Origin of the sequence: Polynucleobacter sp. AP-Ainpum-60-G11 (assembly GCF_018688375.1) — a bacterium.
GTDB lineage: Bacteria > Pseudomonadota > Gammaproteobacteria > Burkholderiales > Burkholderiaceae > Polynucleobacter.
In genome coordinates this window covers 352,946-375,044 of the sequence record NZ_CP061318.1, presented here as the reverse complement: position 1 = coordinate 375,044, position 22,099 = coordinate 352,946, and the positions used below count along the sequence as shown (strand labels likewise).

The window sequence follows — 22,099 nt, the reverse complement described above, 5'->3', positions numbered from 1 at the left end:
TGCGTATATGAGATTGTTGCGTATTTTGACTCGCCCCCTGACTTCATTGATCCTTCTGGGATTGGTGGGTGGAGCCATGGCCGATGAAAGCAAGTTCTCTGGAGGTTTTTTAAACCTAGAGAAAGCGTCTGATCAGTATTCAAGTCAGCGGGTTCTCGAGTTTTGGGGATACCACAACGCTTTTGGAGAGCAAACTCAAAGTGATACCTTGAAGCTGCGTTATTACCAACCTCTCCAGTTTGACCGGTGGCGAGGCACTATGCGACTCGACACCTCCTACGTTTCAACTTATGGACCCACCCTTTCAGAGCAATCATCTGGGACCTATAACGCCGGCAATACCATGCTGACAGTTTGGGGCAATCACCCTGATGTTCTAAAAAACTGGGAGGGTACATTGGGCGGTCGAGTCATTTTTCCATTTGGCAATAATGGGCAATGGGCAGTTGGACCTCAGATTGGCACGGTATATGTGCCCAGCAAAGATGGCAGCTCGCGTCTCTCCGACTTTTCACCACTTCTACGATATATGTATGGCTTTGATAGCAAGGGAAATTCATTAGCCAATAATCCCAATCAACCACCCCTAGCTCGCAACCTCAATATCTTCCCAACACTGGGATTTAATGTCTTTCCTGATACTCAAATTCGACTGTGGGATGAAAACGGAATCATCTTGAATACTGGTGGCGGTGGCGGTTGGTTTGTCCCGCTCGATGCCATGCTGACCCATCGCCTCAATAAAAATTTCTTATTTGCAGTAGGTGCCAGCAAACAAGTAGTACAAAGTTACGCTGTTTACGACTGGTCTTTTTATGGCAAGCTGTCGTTCAATTTCTAAAGAAGGTTTTAGTCTAGATTGACTAAGCAGTTCTTTTCAACAGTTGCTGCCTTTGATTTCACCAAAGCCTGCACTAACCAAGTTTGAAAATCCTCCGCACTCAGATTGAGTTGCTGGCGAACGCTTTCCAGGGCTGGGGTAGCTTCAATCCACTGCTTAACTTTCACCATTTCCTGGTTGCGCCATTCCAATAGCTTGTACTTTAAGAGCACCTTCGCTCCATGACGAGCATTACGATCGACATCGCTTGAGAGGTAATCTAGACGAGATTTAGCGGTCTCAATGGACTTCTTTACATCAGTAAAAGGTTTCCCGTGCCCCGGAATCACTAGGGAGACCTGAAGACTTTCGATTAGCTCTAGAGTTTGTGCCACTTCTTCAAATCCACCCTCACCCCAGAGCTCAGGGAAGATTACGCCAAAACCCTCTTCCCACAGCGCATCCGCAGAGATCAATATTTGATATTGATCTTGATACAGCATTATTGAGTGATTGTCATGCCCCGGTGCTGCAAGAATCTGCCAGCGATAGGAGCCTAAGACAATCTCCTCCCCAGGCACTAGCAGAGCTTGATGGGCAAAACGCGGACACTCTTGTCCCAACTGCTGGAAGCTGAGTAAATTCTCATCCCAGTTTTTTACTGCAATTGCCTCAGATTCTGGTATCCAAATATCACAATCAAACACGGCTGACAAAGCCGCGTTACCGCCGCAGTGATCTGAATGCAAATGGGTGTTGACTACTTTATTCAGGGTTCTTAAGCCATGCCGTTTAAGCGCATTGCTAACTAAGTCGACAGTCATCTGCTGGTGTGAGCAGTACCCAGTATCGACTAGGGAAACATCAGCCTCGCCAAAGAGCAAAATATTATTTGCTGATAACCACCCACGCTCGAAAATTTCTATTCCGGGCGGGAGTAAATAATTATCTATGCGCTTTTGAGACACCTTAATTCTTCTGAGTAGTCAGTTCAAGTTTTTGAATATCAAATTGCTGCTTCTTAAGGCGCTGCAATAAATCGGCGTAGACTTTGGGATCGATCTGCGGCGATCTCGATAAAACCCACAGATACTCTCTTCTTGGATCACTGACAGCTGCCACCTGATATTGCGGATCCAAATCAATCACCCAGTAATCGCCCCATACCAAAGGTATAAATGAAAGCCATTCAGGAGCAAAGCGCACTTCTAATTTTGGGGAATCCTTAGCGCCAATTTGGCGAGCTAAGCCCTCTGCTTCTGTAGTTTCTCCACTGGCGGTTTTGCAGCTATTCTGGACTCGCAGATTGCCATCTGACTTAGCGCTATATACAGCCTTGGTATTGGAAGCGCATTTTCTTTGAAACCAATTCGGAAATTTTGCAATCTCGTACCAAGCACCTAGATAGCGAGGTACATCTAAGGTAGCTATGGTCTTCACACTCTGGTCTGCTTGCTGGGCTATGACCTGAGGGGATCCAAAGCAAACCAGTAGTAAGAAAAATGTGGAAATGAATGCAGCACGAGAAGATGAAAACAGGATCATGGGAGGGGTATCTTTAGACGGTAGATCGCTTGCCCAAGAGCTTGCGAATATAGGGAATCCTACAACATAACAGCAATAGCAAAACGATTGCATAGATTATTACGGCATCAAGATCGTTTTTACCCTCCTTATGCCACCAATAGTGCAGGATCACGGTGCAAGCTATGAGATAAATCAGTCGATGCAATTGCGACCAACGGCGACCCAGCCTTCTTTGAGCCCAATGGGTAGAGGTCAAGGCTAGCGGAATCAGCAAAACAAGACTGATAAATCCCATGGTGATAAATGGTCGCTTGAGCACATCTCTTAACATTTCTGCCAGATCAAAATCTTGATCCAGCCAAAGCCAAATTCCAAAATGCAGACAAGCATAGAAAAAACTAAATAATCCCAACATTCTGCGATACCGAATCCATGAACTTACATTAGTTAGTAAACGCAATGGTGTCATCGCTAGTGTCAAACACAAGAAAACGAGCGCCCACGTTCCAGTGGAGCGTGTAATGAACTCAATAGGATTGGCACCTAAGCCATCGGTAAAGCCCAGCCAAATCAAACGATCCAGAGGCAAGAGTGCCAGCAGAAAAATCAATAACTTCATCAAACTTTACTTATCGCTTGGCGTTAATAAAATTTCTTCAAATCCATCCCGGCATACATGCTCGCCACCTGATCGCCATATCCATTAAACATTTGGGTTTTCATTTTTGGAGCAAAGACTCCCTTGGAATCACCAATCCGGCGCTCTGTCGCCTGACTCCAGCGCGGATGATCCACCAAAGGATTGACGTTGGAATAAAAGCCATACTCTCTGGCGTCGAACTGACTCCAACTGGTCTTAGGCATCTCTTCCGTCAAACGAATTTTGACAATCGACTTAGCGCTCTTAAAGCCATACTTCCAGGGCACCACGATGCGCACGGGGGCGCCATTTTGTTTGGGCAATGTTTCTCCATACAGACCAAAGGTCAGCAACGTCAGTGGGTTCATGGCCTCATCTAAACGCAAGCCCTCGCGATAAGGCCATTCAATAATTTGACTCTTCAGGCCAGGCATTTGCTTGCGATCTGCCAGGGAAATAAATTCAACATACTTGGCAGAGCCTAAAGGCTGAACCTGATTGAGTAATTTTGAAAGGGAGTAGCCATCCCAAGGGATGACCATCGACCAACCCTCAACACAACGCATACGATAAATACGCTCCTCCATCGGAGCGAGTTTGAGCAGTGCATCGATATCTAAGGTCACTGGCTTTTTAACTAAACCTTCAATTGAGACTGTCCATGGCCGAGTTTGCAAGCTCTCGGCATAGGCGGCGGGATCCGACTTATCCGTGCCGAACTCATAGAAATTGTTATAGCCGGTTACATACTTATAACTTGTAGTCTCATCTTTTAAAGCAAAGTTTGGGTTTAGCGTGGCAAGTAACTTTTGAGGATTGCTGGCGAGAGCCTCTCGCGAGAACCACGGTGCAAGCGCTAATCCAAAAGTGCCGGCGGCAGCACTTTTAATCAAGTCGCGACGCCCCTCAAAAACTACTTTGGGGGTAATTTCCTGAGAAAGTTGCTTAGGGTCGTTTATGTACATATCAATAGCTCTTTGATGGATGTCAGACTGCATGATGAATATGTTTCATTCTCCTACGCTTAAGGATTTATTGCTGAACCCTCTCCAGGTAATAGGGTTAAATCCAATACCCCCATTGGATAGAAACGAGTCAAATCAGGCTTTTACCCCCTTTTATGAGGTCAGCATGGCTTGGATTTTGTCTGCAAGCGCCATTTTCTTGTTAGGTGTTTTTAAGTGCCGTCATGGCGTTTTAATGCAAGCTCGCCTCAGAAATATCTTCATTTCCTGCGTCCTGCTATTAGCGCTCGCCTGGAATCTTCGCGCCCACCTCCCTAATAGCAATATCGATAACTTGATTGATCTGTCCTTTCATTTTTTTGGTGCCTCACTCCTAGTTGCCTTATTTGGATTCTGGAGCGCCATTACCCTGCTGTTTATCGTCGCCTTGGTGGGGGTGTTTGGTATTAGCGGAGACTTAGTCGAAGCCTCACGGCATTACGTGCTAGTCAGCGTCATTCCGGCTTTGGTAGCTTGTGGTGTGATGAAGGCCGTTCAGAAGCTTCTACCTAAACACTTGTTTATTCTCATCTTAGGCAATGGCTATTTAGCCGCCTTCATCAGCACCTTTGTGACTGGCCTCCTCATTTTTGGCTTACAGCAGATCTTTCAGATAAGTTCATTTGGAACTAGTGACCCCTTAGGCTGGTTTTTAGGCTTGCTCGTCCTCTCTTTTATGGAGGGCTCGCTTTCAGGAATGCTGCTGGCTATTCTTTTGGTATACAGACCGCAATGGGTCAGTACGTATCAAGAAGAACAGTATATGAATGCATAAGTATTTCCGTTGTGCATAAGAAAAAAGGCAAACCGTGTGGTTTGCCTTTTTTGTGAAACTCACTCAGCTTATGCTGCTGCTTTTTTCAAGATGTCATTCAGTGTCGTGCTTGGGCACATCACTGCTTTGAACTTGGCTTGATCAGGCATAAAGTAGCCACCAATATCCGCTGGCTTACCTTGTACCGCTTTGAGCTCAGCAACAATCTTTTGCTCGTTCTCAGTCAAAGCTTTTGCAATCGGAGCAAAGTGAGCTTGCAGCTCTTTGTCTTCAGTTTGTGCAGCCAAGGCTTGAGCCCAGTACATTGCCAAGTAGAACTGGCTACCGCGGTTATCCAACTCACCAGTACGTGGCGATGGTGACTTATTGTTATCCAATAATGTACCGGTAGCTTCATCCAGAGTGCGAGCCAAAATCTTCACCTTTGGATTATTGGTTTTATCGCCAATATCCTCCAATGAAACGGCTAAGGCCAAGAACTCACCTAAAGAATCCCAACGCAAATGATTCTCTTCAACTAACTGCTGCACGTGTTTCGGAGCAGAACCGCCTGCTCCAGTTTCGAAGAGGCCACCGCCCGCCATCAACGGCACGATAGACAACATTTTGGCGCTAGTACCAAGCTCCATAATTGGGAACAAGTCAGTGAGGTAATCACGCAGGATGTTACCTGTCACAGAGATCGTATCTTTGCCACGAATCACGCGCTCCAATGTAAAGCGCATTGCACGAGTTTGAGACATGATCTGAATATCTACACCAGTCAAATCGTAATCTTTCAGATAGGTTTGTACCTTCTTAATCAACTCCGCTTCATGTGGACGGTACTCATCCAACCAGAACACTGCTGGAGTATTGGATAAGCGTGCGCGGTTGACTGCCAACTTGACCCAGTCACGAATCGGCGCATCTTTAACCTGACACATACGCCAGATATCACCTTCTTCTACATTCTGCTCAAGCAATACTGTGCCGTCATCAGCAACAATGCGGGCTACACCAGCTTCAGGAATTTCAAAAGTCTTGTCATGTGAGCCGTACTCTTCTGCCTGCTGAGCCATCAAGCCCACGTTCGGCACCGTACCCATCGTTTTTGGATCGAAGTTACCGTGAGTCTTACAGAAGTTAATCATCTCTTGGTAAATACGGGCAAAGGTACTTTCTGGAATCACTGCCTTGGTGTCATGCAAACGGCCATCAGCACCCCACATCTTGCCGCCAACACGAATCATGGCTGGCATCGATGCATCCACAATCACATCGCTTGGTGAATGGAGGTTGGTGATACCTTTAGCAGAATCCACCATCGCCAATGCTGGGCGGTGCTCATGGCAAGCATGCAAATCTTGAATGATTTCTTCGCGCTTAGATTCTGGCAAAGTTTTGATCTTGTCATACAAGCTGCTCATACCGTTGTTAGGATTAACGCCTAACTCTTCAAACAACTTGGCGTGCTTTTCGAATGCATCTTTATAGAAAATCTTGACTGCGTGACCGAACACGATTGGGTGTGACACCTTCATCATGGTTGCCTTCACGTGCAAGGACAACATCATGCCAGTCTTGTAAGCATCTTCGATCTCTTTTTCGTAGAATTCGCAAAGTGCTTTCTTACTCATGTACATGCTGTCAATGATTTCGCCAGCAAGCAAGGAGACTTTTGGCTTAAGAACAATCGTCTTGCCGCTCTTCGTTACTAAGTCCATCTTCACATCACATGCTTTAGTCATGGTCATTGACTTCTCACCAGCGTAGAAGTCACCGCCATGCATGTGGGATACGTGCGTACGGGAAGCTTGACTCCAATCACCCATCGAGTGTGGATTCTTGCGGGCATAACGCTTAACCGCATTCGGTGCACGGCGATCAGAATTACCTTCGCGCAATACTGGGTTTACTGCACTACCTAGGCATTTGGAATAGCGGGTACGGATTGATTTTTCAGCATCATCCTTAGGATCTTCTGGGAAATCAGGAATCTTGTAACCCTTAGATTGCAATTCTTTGATTGCAGCGAGCAATTGTGGAACTGAGGCACTGATGTTAGGCAACTTAATAATGTTGGTATCAGGCAATAAAGTCATGCGGCCAAGCTCAGCCAAATTATCAGGAACTTTCTGCTCAGCAGTTAGGCAATCGGAGAACTCCGCCAAGATACGTGCCGCAACAGAAATGTCGCTCTCAACAACCTGTACTCCAGCTGGCGCTGTAAATGTACGAATGATTGGTAAAAATGCACAGGTCGCCAATAAGGGCGCTTCGTCTGTCAGCGTGTAAATGATCTTTGATTTCTCTGAAGCCATTGATGTTTCCTCGATATTGATAAATATTAGGGCTCGGTCTTATACCGAACCACTCTCGTATTCCGCACGCAACACTTCAGGCGCTTTTGGCTGTCTTGGGTGTAATTTCACGCACTGGACCGAGACATCCATTTTAAATCATCGACCCCAGTAAATTAGGGGGAATTGGGCGCCAAATTGACTGAAGTCGGTCAATTTAAGGGAATCCACCAAGCCAATCCCCCATCCACTGACAACGTAAACTGCGATACATGACTAACAAGCACCCTCTGCTCAACAAAAACCTTGTTCTGTTGATCCTTTGCCAAGGCTTGTTTTTAACTAATAATGTGACCTTTATTGCCATTAATGGCCTGGTTGGACTCAGTCTGAGCCCGGTTGCCTGGATGGCCACCCTACCCGTGATGGGCTATGTTGTGGGCGGCGCATTCTCCACCTCGATTGTGGCCAAATCCCAAAATTACTTTGGTCGCAAGATTTCTTTTCAATTGGGTCTCTTAGTAGCGGTCTTTTCAGCGCTCCTGTGCGCCTATGCAGCCATCTCCAAGAATTTCTGGCTACTTGTGCTGGGCACCTTTATTGCGGGCTATTACAGCGCCAATGGGCAACTCTATCGATTTGCAGCTGCCGAGCTAACCGTTGTCAGCCAGAGGGATAAGGCAGTCTCTTGGGTGCTGGCCGGCGGAATCCTTGGGGCCGTCATTGGACCCAACCTGGCCTCATGGACTAAAGACTTCTTTGATACCGCCTTCTTGGGTGCTTATCTCACCCTTTCGATTGCTGGCTTTATTGGGATCATCGTGATGCAGTTCATCCATTTCCCGGAAGAGTTCAAAACCCAGCACTCGCTTTCTGATGGTAGGGATCTGAAGACTATTCTTAGACAACCCGTCTTTATGGTGGCTGTGATCGGCGCCTCTTTGGGCTACGGCGTCATGAACCTACTCATGGCGGCAACTCCGCTCGCCATGCAAATTTGTGGCATCCCTTTTTCAGATACAGCGCTGGTCTTGGAATGGCATGTTATTGGTATGTTCGCACCTGGCTTCTTTACTGGCTCACTCATTCAGCGCTTTGGCACTCTCAAGATTATGGGTGTTGGAGTGATCCTCAATCTACTATGTATTGCGATTGCACTGACTGGCGTCGAGTTTCACCAATTTTTAATTGCACTATTTTTATTGGGTGTTGGCTGGAACTTTTTATTTACTGGTTCCACGTCTCTTGCGATGACCGCCTATCGACCTGAAGAGCGTGACAAAGCTCAGGCTGCCATTAACTTTTTTGTGTTCGGTACCATGGCTTTCACTTCCTTTGGCTCTGGAGCGCTCATCACCTCGCAGGGCTGGAATATCCTAAACCTGGGATCACTGCTTCCTGTTGCAGTCACAGCAGCTGCTTTGATTTGGCTGAGCGCCAATCGCAAGAAAACTAATGCAGCTTCCGCTACTTAGGATGCTTTAGCTAAGGGCAAATTGAAGAGTAAGTTTTGCGGCTTCAGTTTGAGCTGCTTTTCATCATTCATGGCAATCGCTAAATAAACCGGTTTTCCAGCTTGAGATTGAGTGACAGCAGCCTCATCAATAAAGTCCAAACGGAATAAACAAATAACCTTTTCAAGTTCCTCAGAATCTACCGGCTCCTTGTTGTAAAGCTTGTTCAAAATATCAGTTGCCGCAGCATCTAAACCAACATGCCAAGACCATTTGGGGTCCGTAATTTGCTGCATTGGGGTAACGCGAACTTGAGCGCCTAAAAAGTGTTGCACCCATTTTTCAAGGACGTGGCAAAAATGATTAATAGGTGGCTGACCAAAGTTCAGCTGCACTGCAAAATCATGATCCTCATTCTTCTCCCAATACAGATCCGCATTTTCTTCATGCAGCACATCTAAATCGATCGAGCGCATGGACATCGACTTGCTCTTAAGGAGGTCGAGAATGTTGCCAGTCTCACCGGCTTGCGCATTGCGAGTTACCACCTCATCATCCGCGCCCATCACAACGCCATCTTCTAGTACAGTGATCTTTTGAGTCCGGAAGAAAATCTCTCCCATGCGAGCATCCAGAGGATTGCAATCCTCGCCCAAAATATGTCGAATAAATATTTGCGCCAACTGAGCAATAAACAATGGCGGCACATCCACGCCATCACCCTTAAACAAGCTCATATAGAAGTTCTCTAAGGAGCTAGCCGCCAATAGCTTGGTTCGATACCTGAGCCAAACTTGATAGTTCACTTGAATATCCGGATCTGCCATCGCAGTAATTTCTTGATCAGCGATAGTTGCTCGGGGGTTCTCACTCAAGCACTGATGAAGAGCGCGCTCAGCATCGCAAGACTCCGGGACGAGTTTTAATTCCGGGCGCAATAAGTAAGTACGCAGAAAATCATCTGTCACTAGCAATTGATTGTCCGAGCCCACTGCAAGGGTTTGATACGCTGAATGTGGCCAGAAGTTTGTCATGTTGGTTTGCTCGAACAAAAAGATTACGCTCAGAATATACTAGCCCTTCAATTTCAGCCAAAGAGGAAGATAAACGTGAGCGAACTCCAAAAAATAGATACCGTTGTTGGTGATGGCGCAGAAGCTGTTGCTGGGAATGAAGTAGATGTGCATTACACCGGGTGGTTATTTGACGAGAATGCGCCGGATCACAAAGGCCAGAAGTTTGATAGCTCCCTCGATCGCGGTCAGTTTTTTAGCTTTCCCCTAGGAGCTGGCCATGTTATTAAAGGCTGGGACCAAGGTGTGCAGGGTATGAAAGTTGGCGGTAAACGTACCCTGATTATCCCTTCGGAGATGGGTTATGGACCACGTGGTGCTGGTGGTGTGATTCCCCCAAATGCGACCTTGGTATTTGATGTAGAGCTACACGGAGTCAATTAATTCCAAGCATGCATCTGCAAGTAATAAGGCCACTCATCGAGTGGCCTTTATTTTTCCTAAGAACAAAGTGGTGAACTTATGAATTCAAATTCTTATCACTTGGGCTTACTTTATTTTGCGTTGCTGGCTGGCATAAACTAATTAGACGATTTCTTTCAGCCATTACTTTGTCGGTGTAGCCACCGTCTGTCTCTGCATTTGCAGCACCAACATAGTATTTCAAGCCATTACGTAATGAGCCACTAGTTGCGATCAAGTACTTCAAGATATAAGCGCCAACTCGAATATTCACTTCAGGTTTAATCGCATCATTCGCGCCACCATACAAGGCATACTTATCTTTGTGAATCGCAGTCATCACCTGCATCAAACCTTCCGCACCGGCATGACTTTTTGTCAATGGATTGAAGTTTGACTCTACTGAAATCACGGCAAGCAAGAGGACTGGATCAATGTTGACCTCTTTTGCAATCAACACCGTGTTAGAAACATATTCCTCAATCTTGGCGCGATCTAACTTGTATTTTTTTTCAAAGAAGTCAGCTACCGCACGTTGATTCTGGATGGATACCATCAACTTGGAATCGAGTGCTTGAGGATCAATTTTTGACGCCGGGATACGGTCCGATAAATGCGAAATCGGCTTGACTTGGGCATGAGCCACTGAGGGCATCAATAAGGCAACCGTTTGCTGCTTGGCGCTTGTCAGGCCAGTGCTAGAGGCAGGCGCAGGCTTTCCGTAGATCACATTAGTGATTTCTTTATCGGCTAGAGCCTTAGGAGCCTCCTCTTGATACTGATCGAGCACCCCAAAACCATTCTGCCAAACCATATGGCGAGCCTCATCCGGGACCAGGATGCGAGCCAAATCAAATGCACCAGCTTGGGTGCCATTGCCAGATAGCCAGAGCCCCACAATCATGAAAACACTCACAATCAATAGGCCGTTCATCACCCGGTAGACAGGTGAGAGGGCGTGAGCTAGCAACTCTTTGGCACCAGCCGTTACGGGCTGCGCTAGTTGTGTGTCACTCAAATTGGCAGAAAAACTTTTAATCATTTATGGTTTTGCAACACTCCAAAAATCGAAGATCTGATTTATGTTGCGATGCAATAAGTAATAAACATGAGCCATCCTAAGAAGGTTCTTATATCAAGTCAAGAATAAAGAACTCTATTTCCATAACTTCTAGGTCTTGAAATAAGTAAGATCCCTAATATAGGGACTTAGATAGATATTTAACCCTTTAACTTCAATAACTTATAGAAGTTAGTGGGGACTTATTTCATATAATAAAAAAGGGCTCAAAATCCAATTTTTTTACTATTTTTGGGTGTGCGTTTACGCATAAATTGCAATTTAGACCCCATAAGCTGCAAGTTTGGACCCCATAAATTGCAAGCAATAAAAACGTTAAATCATCTACTAATAGTCAGAATGAGAAACGCAACAACTACCTATAGTGAAATTCACTAAATTCTTGGAGCCACAGCCCTCAACCACATACCCTGAACTTGTTTAGTCATCTTTTCTGGTATCAACTCGACATCGGGGTGCTCATTGGCATAAACCCTGAAAATTTCATCCGCAAATGCCTGACCAATTTCTTGCACCCCATCAAAATTAAGCACCACCCTTTTAAACCTATCAAATCGCGCTATCAATCTTTTTGCCTGGGACCTCGAAACCAAATGCTCTTCCCCATACTGCGCAAGCTTCATTGGAACCACGGTTTTAGAAAAATCAAAATCATCGGGAGCATTTGTATATTCCGCATAGACATCGGCTGTAGTTCGCATGCTATCTAAAGCAATACTCATAAAGACAACTGTTCCATCAGGAAATATCCCCTTTGCTTCATGCAATACATCCTCCACAAGCTTTTGATCGTGATGGAACTCTAAGTTATTAGCATTTATTTCAAACCAATCAAACATCCGAGAAGTAAAAAATACGCCCTCACCACTATGCCTACTTGGGTCGGTTGTAAATTTACCCTTTGACAGCTCAAAAAGAGCTTGTCGCATATCTGGCAAATTAAGTGCGGTAGCGATTTTTGCGAATATGCCAATTCCATTGTCAGATATAGCCAATGTAAAACGGGTTTCGGTTTGCCGAGCCCAAATAAAAACCTCACTCCCTCCAGAGTGGTCAATTGCATTATTTAACATCTCGGTAAAGCCATGATTTACGATATTAAAGACATTTGGTGCAAGGCTGAAATATGGCCTAAATTCCTTAGCCCAAACCAGATCCTCCTCAAGATTTTCGATTTCGTAGAGCCTTGAGACATGCCTTTGATACCCAGGACTAAACAAAGGCCTTGTAGATGGCCCACTTCTGGCAATCCAACCCTGCTCCTCTAGCTGTTTAATATAGTTATTTGCGCCAACCCTGGAAATATTCAGCTTACCCATGTAATGGCGCGTCAGATCAGCGGGATGTGCTACAACATCCTCGGTTACGCTTGCTATAAGTTGATTAAGTCTTGATGGTTTAGACATTATTGACTGCCAAGTTAAAAATGGTTTAATATAAAGTTAAAGTCATTAAACTATAAACTTAAAATGACTAACTGTAAAGTTATCCGATAAAATAAGCACGCTCTTAATAAGCTCTTTACTAAATAACTGAAAAAAACATTTGACAAATTCACTTTAGCCAGCTAAACTAATAAAATGGAAATTAAAAAAATCAATGACACCCCCCTCCAATCCTCATCTAACTCATGGGTGGTTATGGCTGAATTTTTGCTCTCCAATGAAGCAACCGGAGAATGGTCATCAACCCATAAATCATTTACTGAGTGGCTAATTGATGTCAGCAAAAAATTGTCGCTGAGTGAGAGCAGTCTATGGAGATACTTTAGAGCTGCAAAGTTTTACAAAAACCTTCAGGAAGAACTAAAAATATATAAGATAACAGCCCCAGAATTCAAAACTTTATCTGCGAAGATTAGTCCTGAAAACTTAGAAATTCTTGAAAAAATTGAACGAGTAACTCCACGAGATGTTTTTATAACTCTAGCAAAAAGAGTTCTATCTGAAAATATCAAGAGAAATGAATTGCGGTCCACTTGGATTGCATATAGAAAAAGTTTGGAAGGTAAAACATCGAGAGGGACGGGCGTATCGAGGCCCAAAATAGACTTAGCGGATCCCAAAAATCAAGCGAGCATCAATGAAGCCCAGGTGCTTGTTTGCCTAAATTCTCCAGACAATAACTGGATGGAGATGGAAAATAAAAATAAGTATGAAGTGGTGATGCCAAACTTCTGTCTCATGCAAAAAAATGATGGGGGTAAGCGTATCTGCTTTGACGCAATGATTGTGCTGGAAAATAAAAGCGGACTAGAGTTTCATGGGGTTGAAATTAAAGCTAATAACAATCCTAGGCAAGACTGTTCTCCCCTTTATGTCCAAGCAAAATACTGTGATTACATTTGGATAGCATTTTGTGAATTCAATCCTGATTATGGAACCAAGAGTACTCCTAATAACTGCGGGATCTTAGCTTTAGATAATAAGAAATTGACTCTAATTCGCAAACCCAAGCGCAATGATCCGACATACAAACTAGAAACCTCACTGCAGCTGTTAACTCATTTCCTAAAAAGGTAAGTTTTTTTTAATTAATCTAGTATAGCTGGCTAAACCAAATAAATAAATGCTTAAAATTATACAAATAAGAATGCCCGAGGCAGGCGAGACAAGAATCAAGCGAGTAATCTCTCGGTCAAACACCAAGCCAACTGGCAAGTACCCAAGTCTAAAAATGGGTCATATGCTGCATTGGGAAAATATTGACCAACTTCATGCTTTTCGATTACTAGATATCACACCAACCATTAGTTCATTTCACGAATCTCCAATGGAAATTCAATACGAAATTGATGGCAAGACTTTTCATCGGTACCCAGACTTACTCGTTAAATCTTATGAGTACAAGGAAGTTTGGGAAATAAAGAAGTGGTCCGATATGACTGATGGGATGTCCATCACAAATATAGAGGCTTTTAAAAGTCAACTTTTAAAGATGGGCTATAGCTGGCGCACCGTTGACCCAAAAAGTCTAACACTTCAGCCCAAAAAACAAAACACTATAGCCTTGTTGCGATATGGAGCAAACCCCATCGGCATAGTAGAGAAAGAAAAAGCGCTTCGTTACTTAGAGCGCCACGGAACCATCAGCTGGGGTGAGCTGAAATCCGGGCTTATTGGACCACAGGGCCCAAAAATTATATGTAGATTGGTGATAGAGGGGTACATTTACTTTGACATTAATCAAGTATGGTCAAACAAAACCATTTTTCAATGGCGCAAATCTTTTTTGGAGCCATTAAGAGAGGAGAGATTATGAGCTGCTCTTCATTAACAAAAGGCGTCAAAATTAAAATTGAAGGTGAGTCATATGTACTGAGAAAAAGGGTTGAGAATCATTCATGGCAGTGCGAAGAAATTAACACTGGTAATTTAATAAGGTTATCAATTGCCGAACTTGAGAAACTATATTTAAATAGAAAATTAGTCTTTAATGAGGGATTCATAACTGAAAAAGATCCTCGCCAAAAAATCCCTAACTTAACCTCTGAACTTAGCGATGAGGATTGGCAAACCCTAAAAATCAAGAGGGCCTATGTCAACGCAGTTATCGACTCCCCCAACTCATTAAAAGCATTTGAGCCGTTAATTAGAAAAGTTTGGGTAATGATTAGCCAAAATACATTACCCAAGCCACCAAATTGGAGCACCGTGTACAGGTGGAAAAAAAGATACATGAAGTCTGGTCAAGACATCATGTCCTTGGCCGATAACCATAGCAAGAAAGGCAATACCGGCAGTAGATACCCTAAGGAGGTAGAGGCTATAGTAAATAGAGCTATCGATGAAATTTACCTCACTCCAGAAAAAGGAAATCTAAAAAAGGTTTTTGAAAGAGCAACTCTTCTAGTTCTAAAAGAAAATTCGCTGCTTGTGCAAAGCATGCAACTGCCGTTGCCGAGCCCAAGATTGATTAAAAGACTAATTTCTGCGATACCAGCTTTTGATGTCTGCATGGCGAGAGACGGGAGGAATATAGCCCTCAATAAATTTCGCACAGTTACATCTCACCGCATAACTCAAGCCCCATTAGAGAGAGCCGAAATTGACCATACTCAATTGGATCTCATGTTGGTTGATGAGAACGGGTTTCCGCTTGGTCGACCATGGATCACAGCATGTATTGATGATTATTCTAGATGCATTCTTGGGATATCAGTGAGCTTTGAACCCCCAAGCTTTTTGACAGTTGCTCAATGCTTGAAGATGGCAATTCTCCCAAAAGCAAATCTAAGAGAGGAATACCCAGAAATAAAATCCGCCTGGGATGCTCACGGAGTAATGCGCGAACTAGTAGTTGATAATGGAATGGAATTTCATGGTGAGAATCTCGAGAAAGCCTGTTACTCCCTTGGCATAGAAATTCACTATTCAGCAAGAAAAACGCCATGGTTCAAGGGAAAAATTGAACGCTTTCTTGGAACCATAAATAAAGAACTTGCACACGGCAACCCCGGAACGACTTTTAGTAATATTTTTGATAAAGGTGAGTACGACCCAGTAAAACATGCGGTCATTAAATACAGCACATTTCAAAAAATTTATCGCACATGGATAGCAGATGTATACCACCAAGAACTTCACCGTAGTCTGAAAGCAAGCCCTGCCTCGATTTGGAAATCCAGTATTAATTCGGGCGATATATTACTCCCCGATAATGTTGCTCAATTAGATGCCATCTTAAGTCGTAGCGAAACAAGGGTTTTAACACACAAAGGTATAGAGCTCGATGGACTACTTTATAACTCACAAGAATTAGCAGCATTAAGAAGGCGGTTTGGCACAAAGCTTCAGGTCCAAATTCAAATTGATGACTCAGACTTGGGTCAAATTATCGTACTATCCCCGAGTAACAATGAATTAATCACAGTTCCAGCACTACTTAATCACTACGCAAAAGGACTTTCGAAGTATCAGCATCGAATTTGCAAAAGGCTTTCCCAAAAACATCTCGATAAAGATGATGTATTTGGCTGCCTTCAGGCAAAGCAAATGATTCAAGATTGGATTGATCAAGACTTAAAAACAGGACCAAAGAAAATTCGACAAAAGGTTAATAGATTTAGGGGAGATAAGAGCTTAATTTCAAAATCTGTAAGTCCAATTGATGAATTGCCAGCTCCTCAACTAGGTCATTCAACAAGCCTAAAAAGCAATGCCGTGGATGATATAGGGCCCGATGCCCCTAGAAATGTACAAGCGAGTCAACGCAAGATAAGGACATTTGAGCCAATCATCTCCAATCGGACCTTAAATTGGGGAACCGAATGAGTGCATTAAAGAGGCATATTGTCGAATCCACTCTAGTTCCTCACACCGCATTCTCAACAGCTACTATGCGCATCGAGCAATGTATGCGGTATTCTTTAGATAGTCCAGAACCAGTCTGCCTGGCCTTAATTGGCGAATCTAGAACTGGAAAGAGTCGAGCGCTAGAAGCTTTCTACCATAATCATCCACCCAAAAGAGATGAGGATGGTGTCAAAGCCCCGATTTTAATGGTAAAGACCCCATCAAAACCCACCGTAAAAGGTTTAGTCGAAATTATGCTTCGCGCATTGGGTGACCCACAAAGTTACTCTGGCACTGAAAACGCCAAAACAATGAGGTTAAAACTCTTAATGAGAAGCGCTAAAACATCAATGGTAATCATTGATGAATTTCAACACTTTTATGATAAGGGGACGCACAAAGTAATGCACTATGTTGCCGACTGGTTAAAGATATTAGTTGACGATACTAAATGCGCCTTAGTTGTAGCAGGGCTCCCCACTTGTAAAGCGGTACTAGACCAGAATGAGCAGCTTGCAGGAAGATTTTTTGCCCCGATAGTTTTGCCAAGATTTGATTGGGGAGATATCGACCAAAGAGAGGAGTTCGTGGGAATATTAGGAGCCTTTCATAAATCAATAAGCTCTCATTTTGATATACCCCCACTGGACTCAAATGAAATGGCATTTAGATGCTATTGCGCAACTGGTGGCCTTATTGGATATTTGAGCAAGTTATTGCGACATGCAGTCTGGGAAGCCCTGGATACAAACAAGAAGATCATTACGATTGAAGACCTAAAAATTGCTTATGAAGCATCGATATGGAGAGACGAACAAATCCTGTCAAACTTTGATCCATTTTCAAGGAACTTCATACAGGCGCAGCCAAATGAAGTTTTAGCGAAAGTTGCACAAATAGGATTGCCAAAAATAAATTTAAATCACTCAGACATTTCTAGACCAACAAATTTGAATCCCCGAGGGATCAAGTCGCTTAGGGGTTAGTTTTGCAGGCAAATGAAAATAATCTTCTTGTGGTAACCCCAAAGCCATTCAGATATGAAAGCCTGCGAGGCTATTTATTAAGAGTATCAGAAGCAAATGGCTATCTATCACCCTCTTTAGTTGCAAAAATGTTGGGGACCGAGAAACTCACTCCCGGGTCAAGAAATATCTCCACAAAAAAATTTGCAGAAATTCTTGGATTTCCAGAAAATAGACTTGATAGATATTCGCACACAGACAGCAAATCAGCATCAAAGTTAAAAATACTTGGGCGGCAACTCGGATGCAATCAACGGCACCAACGCCTTATAACTATTAAAGCAAAGATTTGCCCTATTTGCGTAAAAGAAGATGGTCATATTAATGCTTTTTGGGACCTATCTATTGCAATTGCGTGTCCAAGGCATAAAGTAAAACCCATCACTAAATGTCAATCATGCCTTAATCCGATAAGCTGGTTTAGGCCTGGGCTACTCAAATGTAAATGCGGTGCTGATTATACAAATGCTCCTCTAGAACCCTCGAAAAAGTCGCACACAGAGTTGATGGGAATTATTTACGCAAAACTCAATGAAAAATTTACTGACAACCTGCCAAATACATATCGGTTCCCCTTAAGCCACTTCGAAAAACTTCAGCTAGAGCAACTGTTGGAAATATTGCATAAAAATAGCAAAGTGAGTAGTTTTTATGAACCGCACGAAGATAGAGTTATAACCAGAGACGACGCCACCTTGGGCGTAACAAATGCCGTTAATGTGAGTGTAGCAATGTTTTCAAGATGGCCTGAAGGGTATGCAGATTTTTTAGATAGATACTTTAATGCCGCTGATAAGTTTGGAAAAAAATATTTACATTCAACACAAATAAAGAAACTAATTAATGAATTAACCAACAATAGCAATTTTGACAAAAATACTGACTTTCTAATTAATGAGCTGTTGCTCTTTTCAAATCAATTTACATTTCCAAGCCCATTAAAGGGCAAACCTAATCTCACCCATGTATCTTATTTTGATGATTTTCCCAACTTACCCCCCAAGGAAAAATCATCCCATACGGATAACAAAATTCTCACCCTAACAGAGGCTGCGGATTACATAGGGGTTCCTCATAATATTCTCGGCTTATTTTGGAGCAGTGGAGTTATGAGTGATTATCTAATCACAGAAAAAGCAAAATCTCTTAAATTTCCCTGGCTCAAAGAGGTTCTAGATGAGATTCTTGAAACCATTAAGAAAAAGAATATAGTTGGCTTCAGACGTACCTCGGTAAGAAATGAACAATTCATAACGCTTGAGAAAGTCTTAGAAAAGAAGTCAATTGATGTTGAAATAAAAATTTCTATTTTGAAGGGAATTTTAGAGGATAAAATTACAGTACGAGGACGCTTTGGGAAAAAGCTCTCGAGCTTAATTTTATATAAGAGAGAAATTAAGCAATATGTTTCTCAAAAAAGAGTTGCAATTCAAAATGAAGGGCTTTCGATTGCTCAAGCGGCCTGTGATATTCGCACAAATAAAACAGGAATTGAATTTTTAATGCGCACTGGATATCTTCAATACCGTGAAGAACCCAACGGCAAGATCATTACCCGATCATTTATTGATCGGTTTGAGACTCACTTTATAAATGTCAGCAAAATTGCAGCTAAACACAGTCAGTCATTTGAGAAAACCATAAATGCTATTGAGTTGCTTGGTTTATGGACAATTTCAATCCCAGGGGTAATTGAAAAAGAGGACCACTTATTTCTCCCCGCCTCTTTTGAGAAGCGACTAAATAACTATTTTCTTCAAAACGAATTTACAAGTGACTTTGAGAAAATTGCAACTTATGCGCAAATTACTTAAGAAAATTGCAACTTATACGTAAATTACTTTCAGCTTTTGGCGGCCAGTAAATTAATAACCTATTGATTTTATTGAATATGGAGTTGCAGCTTATGTGTAATCGCACATTTTGGGCTTCAAAAGAACGTCTTAACCCGTACATCTAGTATTCAATCCGGCTTATCTTTCTACCGGTAGTGTTATCGAGCCCATTAGCTCACTCATAGTTTCATCAATTGAAGATCGCTCATTTGTCCTGATGCTTGACTCAAAAGCATATAAAAGTACCAACAAATATCGGCTCTAGGGCTAGCCAGTGACACTCAGAAAACTAAAGCCCGCACTCCTGAGGTTCACACTCATTACACTGATATCCAATGAAACTCCTAGCCAGACTACTCACCTTAATAGCGCTTTGGCTACCGTTGAGTGCCTCTGCCCTATTTGACCAATGCAAGGATCTGTTCCCAGCCCAGCAGGTTCCGACCACAACTCAGGCGGGAAGAGACCTCTGTTTTGATGATTTTGCAATCTACTACTCACCAGTAGATAAAAAGCCCGTCTATACCGTTGAGAAACTCAATGGCGTGCAACTCCAAGCACCACATCCTCGTCGTACCAATCAGTTTTATGAGGAGGCTAGGCTGCCCTTGAGTGAGCGCGCACTGCTGACAGACTATCGAGGCAGTGGTTTCGACCGAGGACATAACGTGCCAGCGGGTGATATGACTAGCGAGCGGGGGATGGCTCAGTCATTCTCCCTAGCTAACATGATGCCGCAGGCCAGACAAAACAATCAGGGCATCTGGGTAAAACGGGTTGAAGAGCCTACCAGGATGTACATCAAGCGCGCACAAGGCAATATATATGTATTTACTGGCTCAGTTGGTTATGCTGGCAGCATCGGCAAAGGTAAGGTCACCATTCCGAGTCATTTATTTAAGTTAGTCTACGACCCAAATAAAAAATTGGCTTGGGCTTATTGGGTTGAGAATACCGACGATGCACAAATGAGCGCGCCAATCTCTTATGCTGAATTAATCCAGAAAACTAGTATCGACTTTCATCTTCCAGTGAATGCTGCTGAGATCAGACCTAACCAAGCAACTGAAAAGCAGGCATCCGAGTCGAAACAGCTCGTCGGAGGATGGTATCCAGTCTTTTTCGATCAATACTCACCCGACAAAGTTGCAGCAATCACCTCCAACATCAAGGCTGGAAAGGTTGCCAGCATAGAACTTCAATATGACCGCAACCTCAGTTTGGCTCAAAGCCTAGCGAAAGAGATTGAAGCTCAGAGCTCAATCGTGGTTACACTCTCGCAAAGCAGCCCGCCGGACACACCTAATGTGACTTATGAACGCAATCGCGTCATAGCGATAGTACGCACAAAATAAATTGTTACCCCTGAGTGCGGGGAGCAATTCCATGGGCCCGCTGAATGGGCGCCAACAAGCCTCGCAATCCATTGTGATCTAGGGTGTGCATTAGCTCCAGGAGCTGACCAAGCTCGCCCTTAGGAAAACCCTCGCGAGCGAACCAGGCCAAGTAATTACCAGGCAAGTCCGCAAGCGCACGACCAGCATGCTTGCCATAAGGCATCTTCATTGTGACCAGCTTCACAAGGGCTTCTGAATCCATAGCTATGGATCTTACAAGCTTGGCATTCACTCCAGGCAAATCTCAACACCTAAGTACATAGGGTCATTTTCTCAATTGAGAATTATTCTCATTTGCTGTATATTACGAATGATTCTCAATTACTTTTACTAACCAGACCCATAACACCATGAAACTGACTATCAAAAGACTTGTTGCCTTCAGCATCCTATTAGCCACCGCCCTGCACTTCTCATTCGCCAATGCGGGTGAAGGCGCATTTGGATGGATCTACACCCTTGATCTACAGCCAAAGGGTAAGTTGGAGTTCGAGCAGCGCTTACAACTGAATAAACAACAAGCGGCAGGATCCTATAACGCATGGTTCTCTAGATCAGAATTGGAATATGGCGTCACGAATGACTTTCAGATTGCAGGCTACCTTAATGCCTATTACGTGAATGCAAATCAAAATTACACCAACTCAGATGCATGCGATGGCGCCGCATCCTGCACTAGCGGACAGCCTGTCCCCGAATCACACAATCCTGCCTCACCCTACAGAAAGGGTGGCATTGAAGGTGGGGCTTTAGAGGCGATCTATCGCATTACCAATCCAGTCACCTCTCCAGTCGGAGTCGGACTATATTTAGAGCCAACTATAGGCAAGAACAAAAATGAAATTGAAGCACGCTTGCTACTGCAATCAAACTTTATAGATGACAAATTGGTTTTGGCTGGAAACGTAGTTGTCGCTAATGAGCAATTGAAGTTCGTTGGAAATGGCAATGTCCCTGAGTCAATGCTGGATTTCCTGGTGGGGGCGAGCTATCGATTTGCACCCAAGTGGTCTGGTGGCGTTGAGGCACGTTTTCATAATGACTACTCTAGCTACAACCTACAAAACCAAGTGCAAAGAGCTACCTTTGTTGGCCCCAACTTACATTACGCAGAAAAAGACTGGTGGGTTACCGGTGCTTGGCGCTATCAACTCAAAGGTAATAACTGCATGGGTGATGGAACTGCAGAGTGCTCCAATGCTCGCGTTTGGGATAGTCACTCAGTAAATGAATTCATTGTCAAAGTCGGCTTCCCACTGAACTAAACAAGATCTCTCGTATTTTTAATTTAAAGGTAACTATGGAAAAGCAAAATTTATTAATGGCTGCACTAATACATTTGATTAAGTTTCAATCCACCCATTGCGCCACTGCGAGAGAGCGAGCTTTGATGATGTTTGAGGCCTTGGCCCAGATAAGCGAAAGCACTGAAGATCTTGATGAGCTTTGCTTTCAAGCCAATGAATTACTGGCTAATTAATTTATATCAC

General features: G+C 43.5%; 21 protein-coding genes. 12 read left to right on the top strand and 9 right to left on the bottom strand.

What is annotated here, in order from left to right:
- The first annotated feature begins 7 nt into the window (after positions 1-7).
- The gene (locus tag FD971_RS01980; RefSeq protein WP_251368661.1) at positions 8-841 is read left to right on the top strand and encodes a hypothetical protein; all 834 of its coding nucleotides are present in this window, start codon (positions 8-10) and stop codon (positions 839-841) included.
- An 8-nt stretch (positions 842-849) separates the two neighbouring features.
- Here FD971_RS01980 and FD971_RS01975 read toward each other — a convergent pair whose 3' ends face one another.
- The 4 genes from FD971_RS01975 to msrP are packed head-to-tail and all read right to left on the bottom strand — an operon-like array spanning position 850 to position 3,952.
- The gene (locus tag FD971_RS01975; RefSeq protein ID WP_251368660.1) at positions 850-1,788 is read right to left on the bottom strand and encodes an MBL fold metallo-hydrolase; all 939 of its coding nucleotides are present in this window, start codon (positions 1,786-1,788) and stop codon (positions 850-852) included.
- Between the two features lies 1 nt (position 1,789).
- Positions 1,790-2,365 carry a lipocalin family protein gene (locus FD971_RS01970; protein WP_215334450.1) on the bottom strand — a complete coding sequence of 192 codons (576 nt, stop codon included), beginning with the start codon at positions 2,363-2,365 and terminating at the stop codon, positions 1,790-1,792.
- A 13-nt stretch (positions 2,366-2,378) separates the two neighbouring features.
- The gene (locus FD971_RS01965; RefSeq protein WP_215334449.1) at positions 2,379-2,966 is read right to left on the bottom strand and encodes a sulfite oxidase heme-binding subunit YedZ; all 588 of its coding nucleotides are present in this window, start codon (positions 2,964-2,966) and stop codon (positions 2,379-2,381) included.
- A 23-nt stretch (positions 2,967-2,989) separates the two neighbouring features.
- Positions 2,990-3,952 (bottom strand): protein-methionine-sulfoxide reductase catalytic subunit MsrP, encoded by a 963-nt coding sequence (gene msrP, locus FD971_RS01960; protein WP_215335110.1) that lies wholly within the window; start codon positions 3,950-3,952, stop codon positions 2,990-2,992.
- Between the two features lie 166 nt (positions 3,953-4,118).
- Between msrP and FD971_RS01955 the strand changes: the two genes are divergently transcribed.
- Positions 4,119-4,766 carry an energy-coupling factor ABC transporter permease gene (locus tag FD971_RS01955; protein ID WP_215334448.1) on the top strand — a complete coding sequence of 216 codons (648 nt, stop codon included), beginning with the start codon at positions 4,119-4,121 and terminating at the stop codon, positions 4,764-4,766.
- A 68-nt stretch (positions 4,767-4,834) separates the two neighbouring features.
- On the opposite strand, the gene FD971_RS01950 is transcribed toward FD971_RS01955, so the two are convergent.
- Entirely contained in the window at positions 4,835-7,069 is a 2,235-nt protein-coding gene (locus FD971_RS01950; protein WP_215334447.1) for an NADP-dependent isocitrate dehydrogenase, read from the bottom strand.
- Between the two features lie 251 nt (positions 7,070-7,320).
- Between FD971_RS01950 and FD971_RS01945 the strand changes: the two genes are divergently transcribed.
- Positions 7,321-8,523 carry an MFS transporter gene (locus tag FD971_RS01945; RefSeq protein WP_215334446.1) on the top strand — a complete coding sequence of 401 codons (1,203 nt, stop codon included), beginning with the start codon at positions 7,321-7,323 and terminating at the stop codon, positions 8,521-8,523.
- Here the strand turns inward: FD971_RS01945 and FD971_RS01940 are convergent.
- On the bottom strand, positions 8,520-9,536 hold the full coding sequence (locus tag FD971_RS01940; RefSeq protein WP_215334445.1) for a DUF6352 family protein: 1,017 nt from the start codon (positions 9,534-9,536) through the stop codon (positions 8,520-8,522). The genes FD971_RS01945 and FD971_RS01940 overlap by 4 nt on opposite strands.
- 75 nt (positions 9,537-9,611) lie before the next feature.
- Here FD971_RS01940 and FD971_RS01935 point away from each other — a divergent pair, with 75 nt between their 5' ends.
- Positions 9,612-9,959 carry an FKBP-type peptidyl-prolyl cis-trans isomerase gene (locus FD971_RS01935; protein WP_251368659.1) on the top strand — a complete coding sequence of 116 codons (348 nt, stop codon included), beginning with the start codon at positions 9,612-9,614 and terminating at the stop codon, positions 9,957-9,959.
- 76 nt (positions 9,960-10,035) lie between these two features.
- On the opposite strand, the gene FD971_RS01930 is transcribed toward FD971_RS01935, so the two are convergent.
- Together FD971_RS01930 and FD971_RS01925 are read right to left on the bottom strand one after the other, a co-directional pair.
- A complete protein-coding gene (locus FD971_RS01930; protein ID WP_251368658.1) occupies positions 10,036-10,995 on the bottom strand; it encodes a transglycosylase SLT domain-containing protein in 960 nt (319 codons plus the stop codon).
- A 437-nt stretch (positions 10,996-11,432) separates the two neighbouring features.
- Complete coding sequence (locus tag FD971_RS01925) at positions 11,433-12,464, bottom strand: STAS-like domain-containing protein (protein WP_215302643.1); 1,032 nt, start codon at positions 12,462-12,464, stop codon at positions 11,433-11,435.
- A 174-nt stretch (positions 12,465-12,638) separates the two neighbouring features.
- Between FD971_RS01925 and FD971_RS01920 the strand changes: the two genes are divergently transcribed.
- From FD971_RS01920 to FD971_RS01895, 6 genes are all read left to right on the top strand, one after another.
- Positions 12,639-13,580, top strand: a complete 942-nt coding sequence (locus FD971_RS01920) for a hypothetical protein (protein WP_215334442.1) — start codon at positions 12,639-12,641, stop codon at positions 13,578-13,580.
- A gap of 154 nt (positions 13,581-13,734) precedes the next feature.
- Entirely contained in the window at positions 13,735-14,319 is a 585-nt protein-coding gene (locus FD971_RS01915; RefSeq protein WP_215334441.1) for a hypothetical protein, read from the top strand.
- Positions 14,316-16,331 carry a Mu transposase C-terminal domain-containing protein gene (locus tag FD971_RS01910; RefSeq protein ID WP_215334440.1) on the top strand — a complete coding sequence of 672 codons (2,016 nt, stop codon included), beginning with the start codon at positions 14,316-14,318 and terminating at the stop codon, positions 16,329-16,331. Before FD971_RS01915 ends, FD971_RS01910 begins: the two co-directional genes overlap by 4 nt.
- The gene (locus tag FD971_RS01905) at positions 16,328-17,338 is read left to right on the top strand and encodes a TniB family NTP-binding protein (protein ID WP_215334439.1); all 1,011 of its coding nucleotides are present in this window, start codon (positions 16,328-16,330) and stop codon (positions 17,336-17,338) included. The genes FD971_RS01910 and FD971_RS01905 overlap by 4 nt, the downstream gene beginning before the upstream one ends.
- A gap of 2 nt (positions 17,339-17,340) precedes the next feature.
- Positions 17,341-19,191, top strand: a complete 1,851-nt coding sequence (locus FD971_RS01900; RefSeq protein WP_215334438.1) for a TniQ family protein — start codon at positions 17,341-17,343, stop codon at positions 19,189-19,191.
- A gap of 356 nt (positions 19,192-19,547) precedes the next feature.
- Entirely contained in the window at positions 19,548-20,567 is a 1,020-nt protein-coding gene (locus FD971_RS01895) for a DNA/RNA non-specific endonuclease (RefSeq protein ID WP_215334437.1), read from the top strand.
- 4 nt (positions 20,568-20,571) lie between these two features.
- Here FD971_RS01895 and FD971_RS01890 read toward each other — a convergent pair whose 3' ends face one another.
- Positions 20,572-20,811 carry a DUF3820 family protein gene (locus FD971_RS01890; RefSeq protein WP_215334436.1) on the bottom strand — a complete coding sequence of 80 codons (240 nt, stop codon included), beginning with the start codon at positions 20,809-20,811 and terminating at the stop codon, positions 20,572-20,574.
- Between the two features lie 148 nt (positions 20,812-20,959).
- Between FD971_RS01890 and FD971_RS01885 the strand changes: the two genes are divergently transcribed.
- Both FD971_RS01885 and FD971_RS01880 read left to right on the top strand, forming a co-directional pair.
- Positions 20,960-21,874, top strand: a complete 915-nt coding sequence (locus tag FD971_RS01885; RefSeq protein WP_215334435.1) for a DUF6662 family protein — start codon at positions 20,960-20,962, stop codon at positions 21,872-21,874.
- Positions 21,875-21,909: 35 nt separating this feature from the next.
- Complete coding sequence (locus tag FD971_RS01880) at positions 21,910-22,089, top strand: hypothetical protein (protein ID WP_215334434.1); 180 nt, start codon at positions 21,910-21,912, stop codon at positions 22,087-22,089.
- Positions 22,090-22,099: the final 10 nt, after the last annotated feature.

Coding starts and splice junctions, on each gene's coding strand:
- FD971_RS01980 (WP_251368661.1), top strand. CDS start 8: ATGAGATTGTTGCGTATTTTGACTCGCCCCCTGACTTCATTGATCCTT.
- FD971_RS01970 (WP_215334450.1), bottom strand. CDS start 2,365: ATGATCCTGTTTTCATCTTCTCGTGCTGCATTCATTTCCACATTTTTC.
- FD971_RS01965 (WP_215334449.1), bottom strand. CDS start 2,966: ATGAAGTTATTGATTTTTCTGCTGGCACTCTTGCCTCTGGATCGTTTG.
- msrP (WP_215335110.1), bottom strand. CDS start 3,952: ATGTACATAAACGACCCTAAGCAACTTTCTCAGGAAATTACCCCCAAA.
- FD971_RS01955 (WP_215334448.1), top strand. CDS start 4,119: ATGGCTTGGATTTTGTCTGCAAGCGCCATTTTCTTGTTAGGTGTTTTT.
- FD971_RS01950 (WP_215334447.1), bottom strand. CDS start 7,069: ATGGCTTCAGAGAAATCAAAGATCATTTACACGCTGACAGACGAAGCG.
- FD971_RS01945 (WP_215334446.1), top strand. CDS start 7,321: ATGACTAACAAGCACCCTCTGCTCAACAAAAACCTTGTTCTGTTGATC.
- FD971_RS01940 (WP_215334445.1), bottom strand. CDS start 9,536: ATGACAAACTTCTGGCCACATTCAGCGTATCAAACCCTTGCAGTGGGC.
- FD971_RS01925 (WP_215302643.1), bottom strand. CDS start 12,464: ATGTCTAAACCATCAAGACTTAATCAACTTATAGCAAGCGTAACCGAG.
- FD971_RS01920 (WP_215334442.1), top strand. CDS start 12,639: ATGGAAATTAAAAAAATCAATGACACCCCCCTCCAATCCTCATCTAAC.
- FD971_RS01915 (WP_215334441.1), top strand. CDS start 13,735: ATGGGTCATATGCTGCATTGGGAAAATATTGACCAACTTCATGCTTTT.
- FD971_RS01910 (WP_215334440.1), top strand. CDS start 14,316: ATGAGCTGCTCTTCATTAACAAAAGGCGTCAAAATTAAAATTGAAGGT.
- FD971_RS01905 (WP_215334439.1), top strand. CDS start 16,328: ATGAGTGCATTAAAGAGGCATATTGTCGAATCCACTCTAGTTCCTCAC.
- FD971_RS01895 (WP_215334437.1), top strand. CDS start 19,548: ATGAAACTCCTAGCCAGACTACTCACCTTAATAGCGCTTTGGCTACCG.
- FD971_RS01890 (WP_215334436.1), bottom strand. CDS start 20,811: ATGGATTCAGAAGCCCTTGTGAAGCTGGTCACAATGAAGATGCCTTAT.
- FD971_RS01885 (WP_215334435.1), top strand. CDS start 20,960: ATGAAACTGACTATCAAAAGACTTGTTGCCTTCAGCATCCTATTAGCC.
- FD971_RS01880 (WP_215334434.1), top strand. CDS start 21,910: ATGGAAAAGCAAAATTTATTAATGGCTGCACTAATACATTTGATTAAG.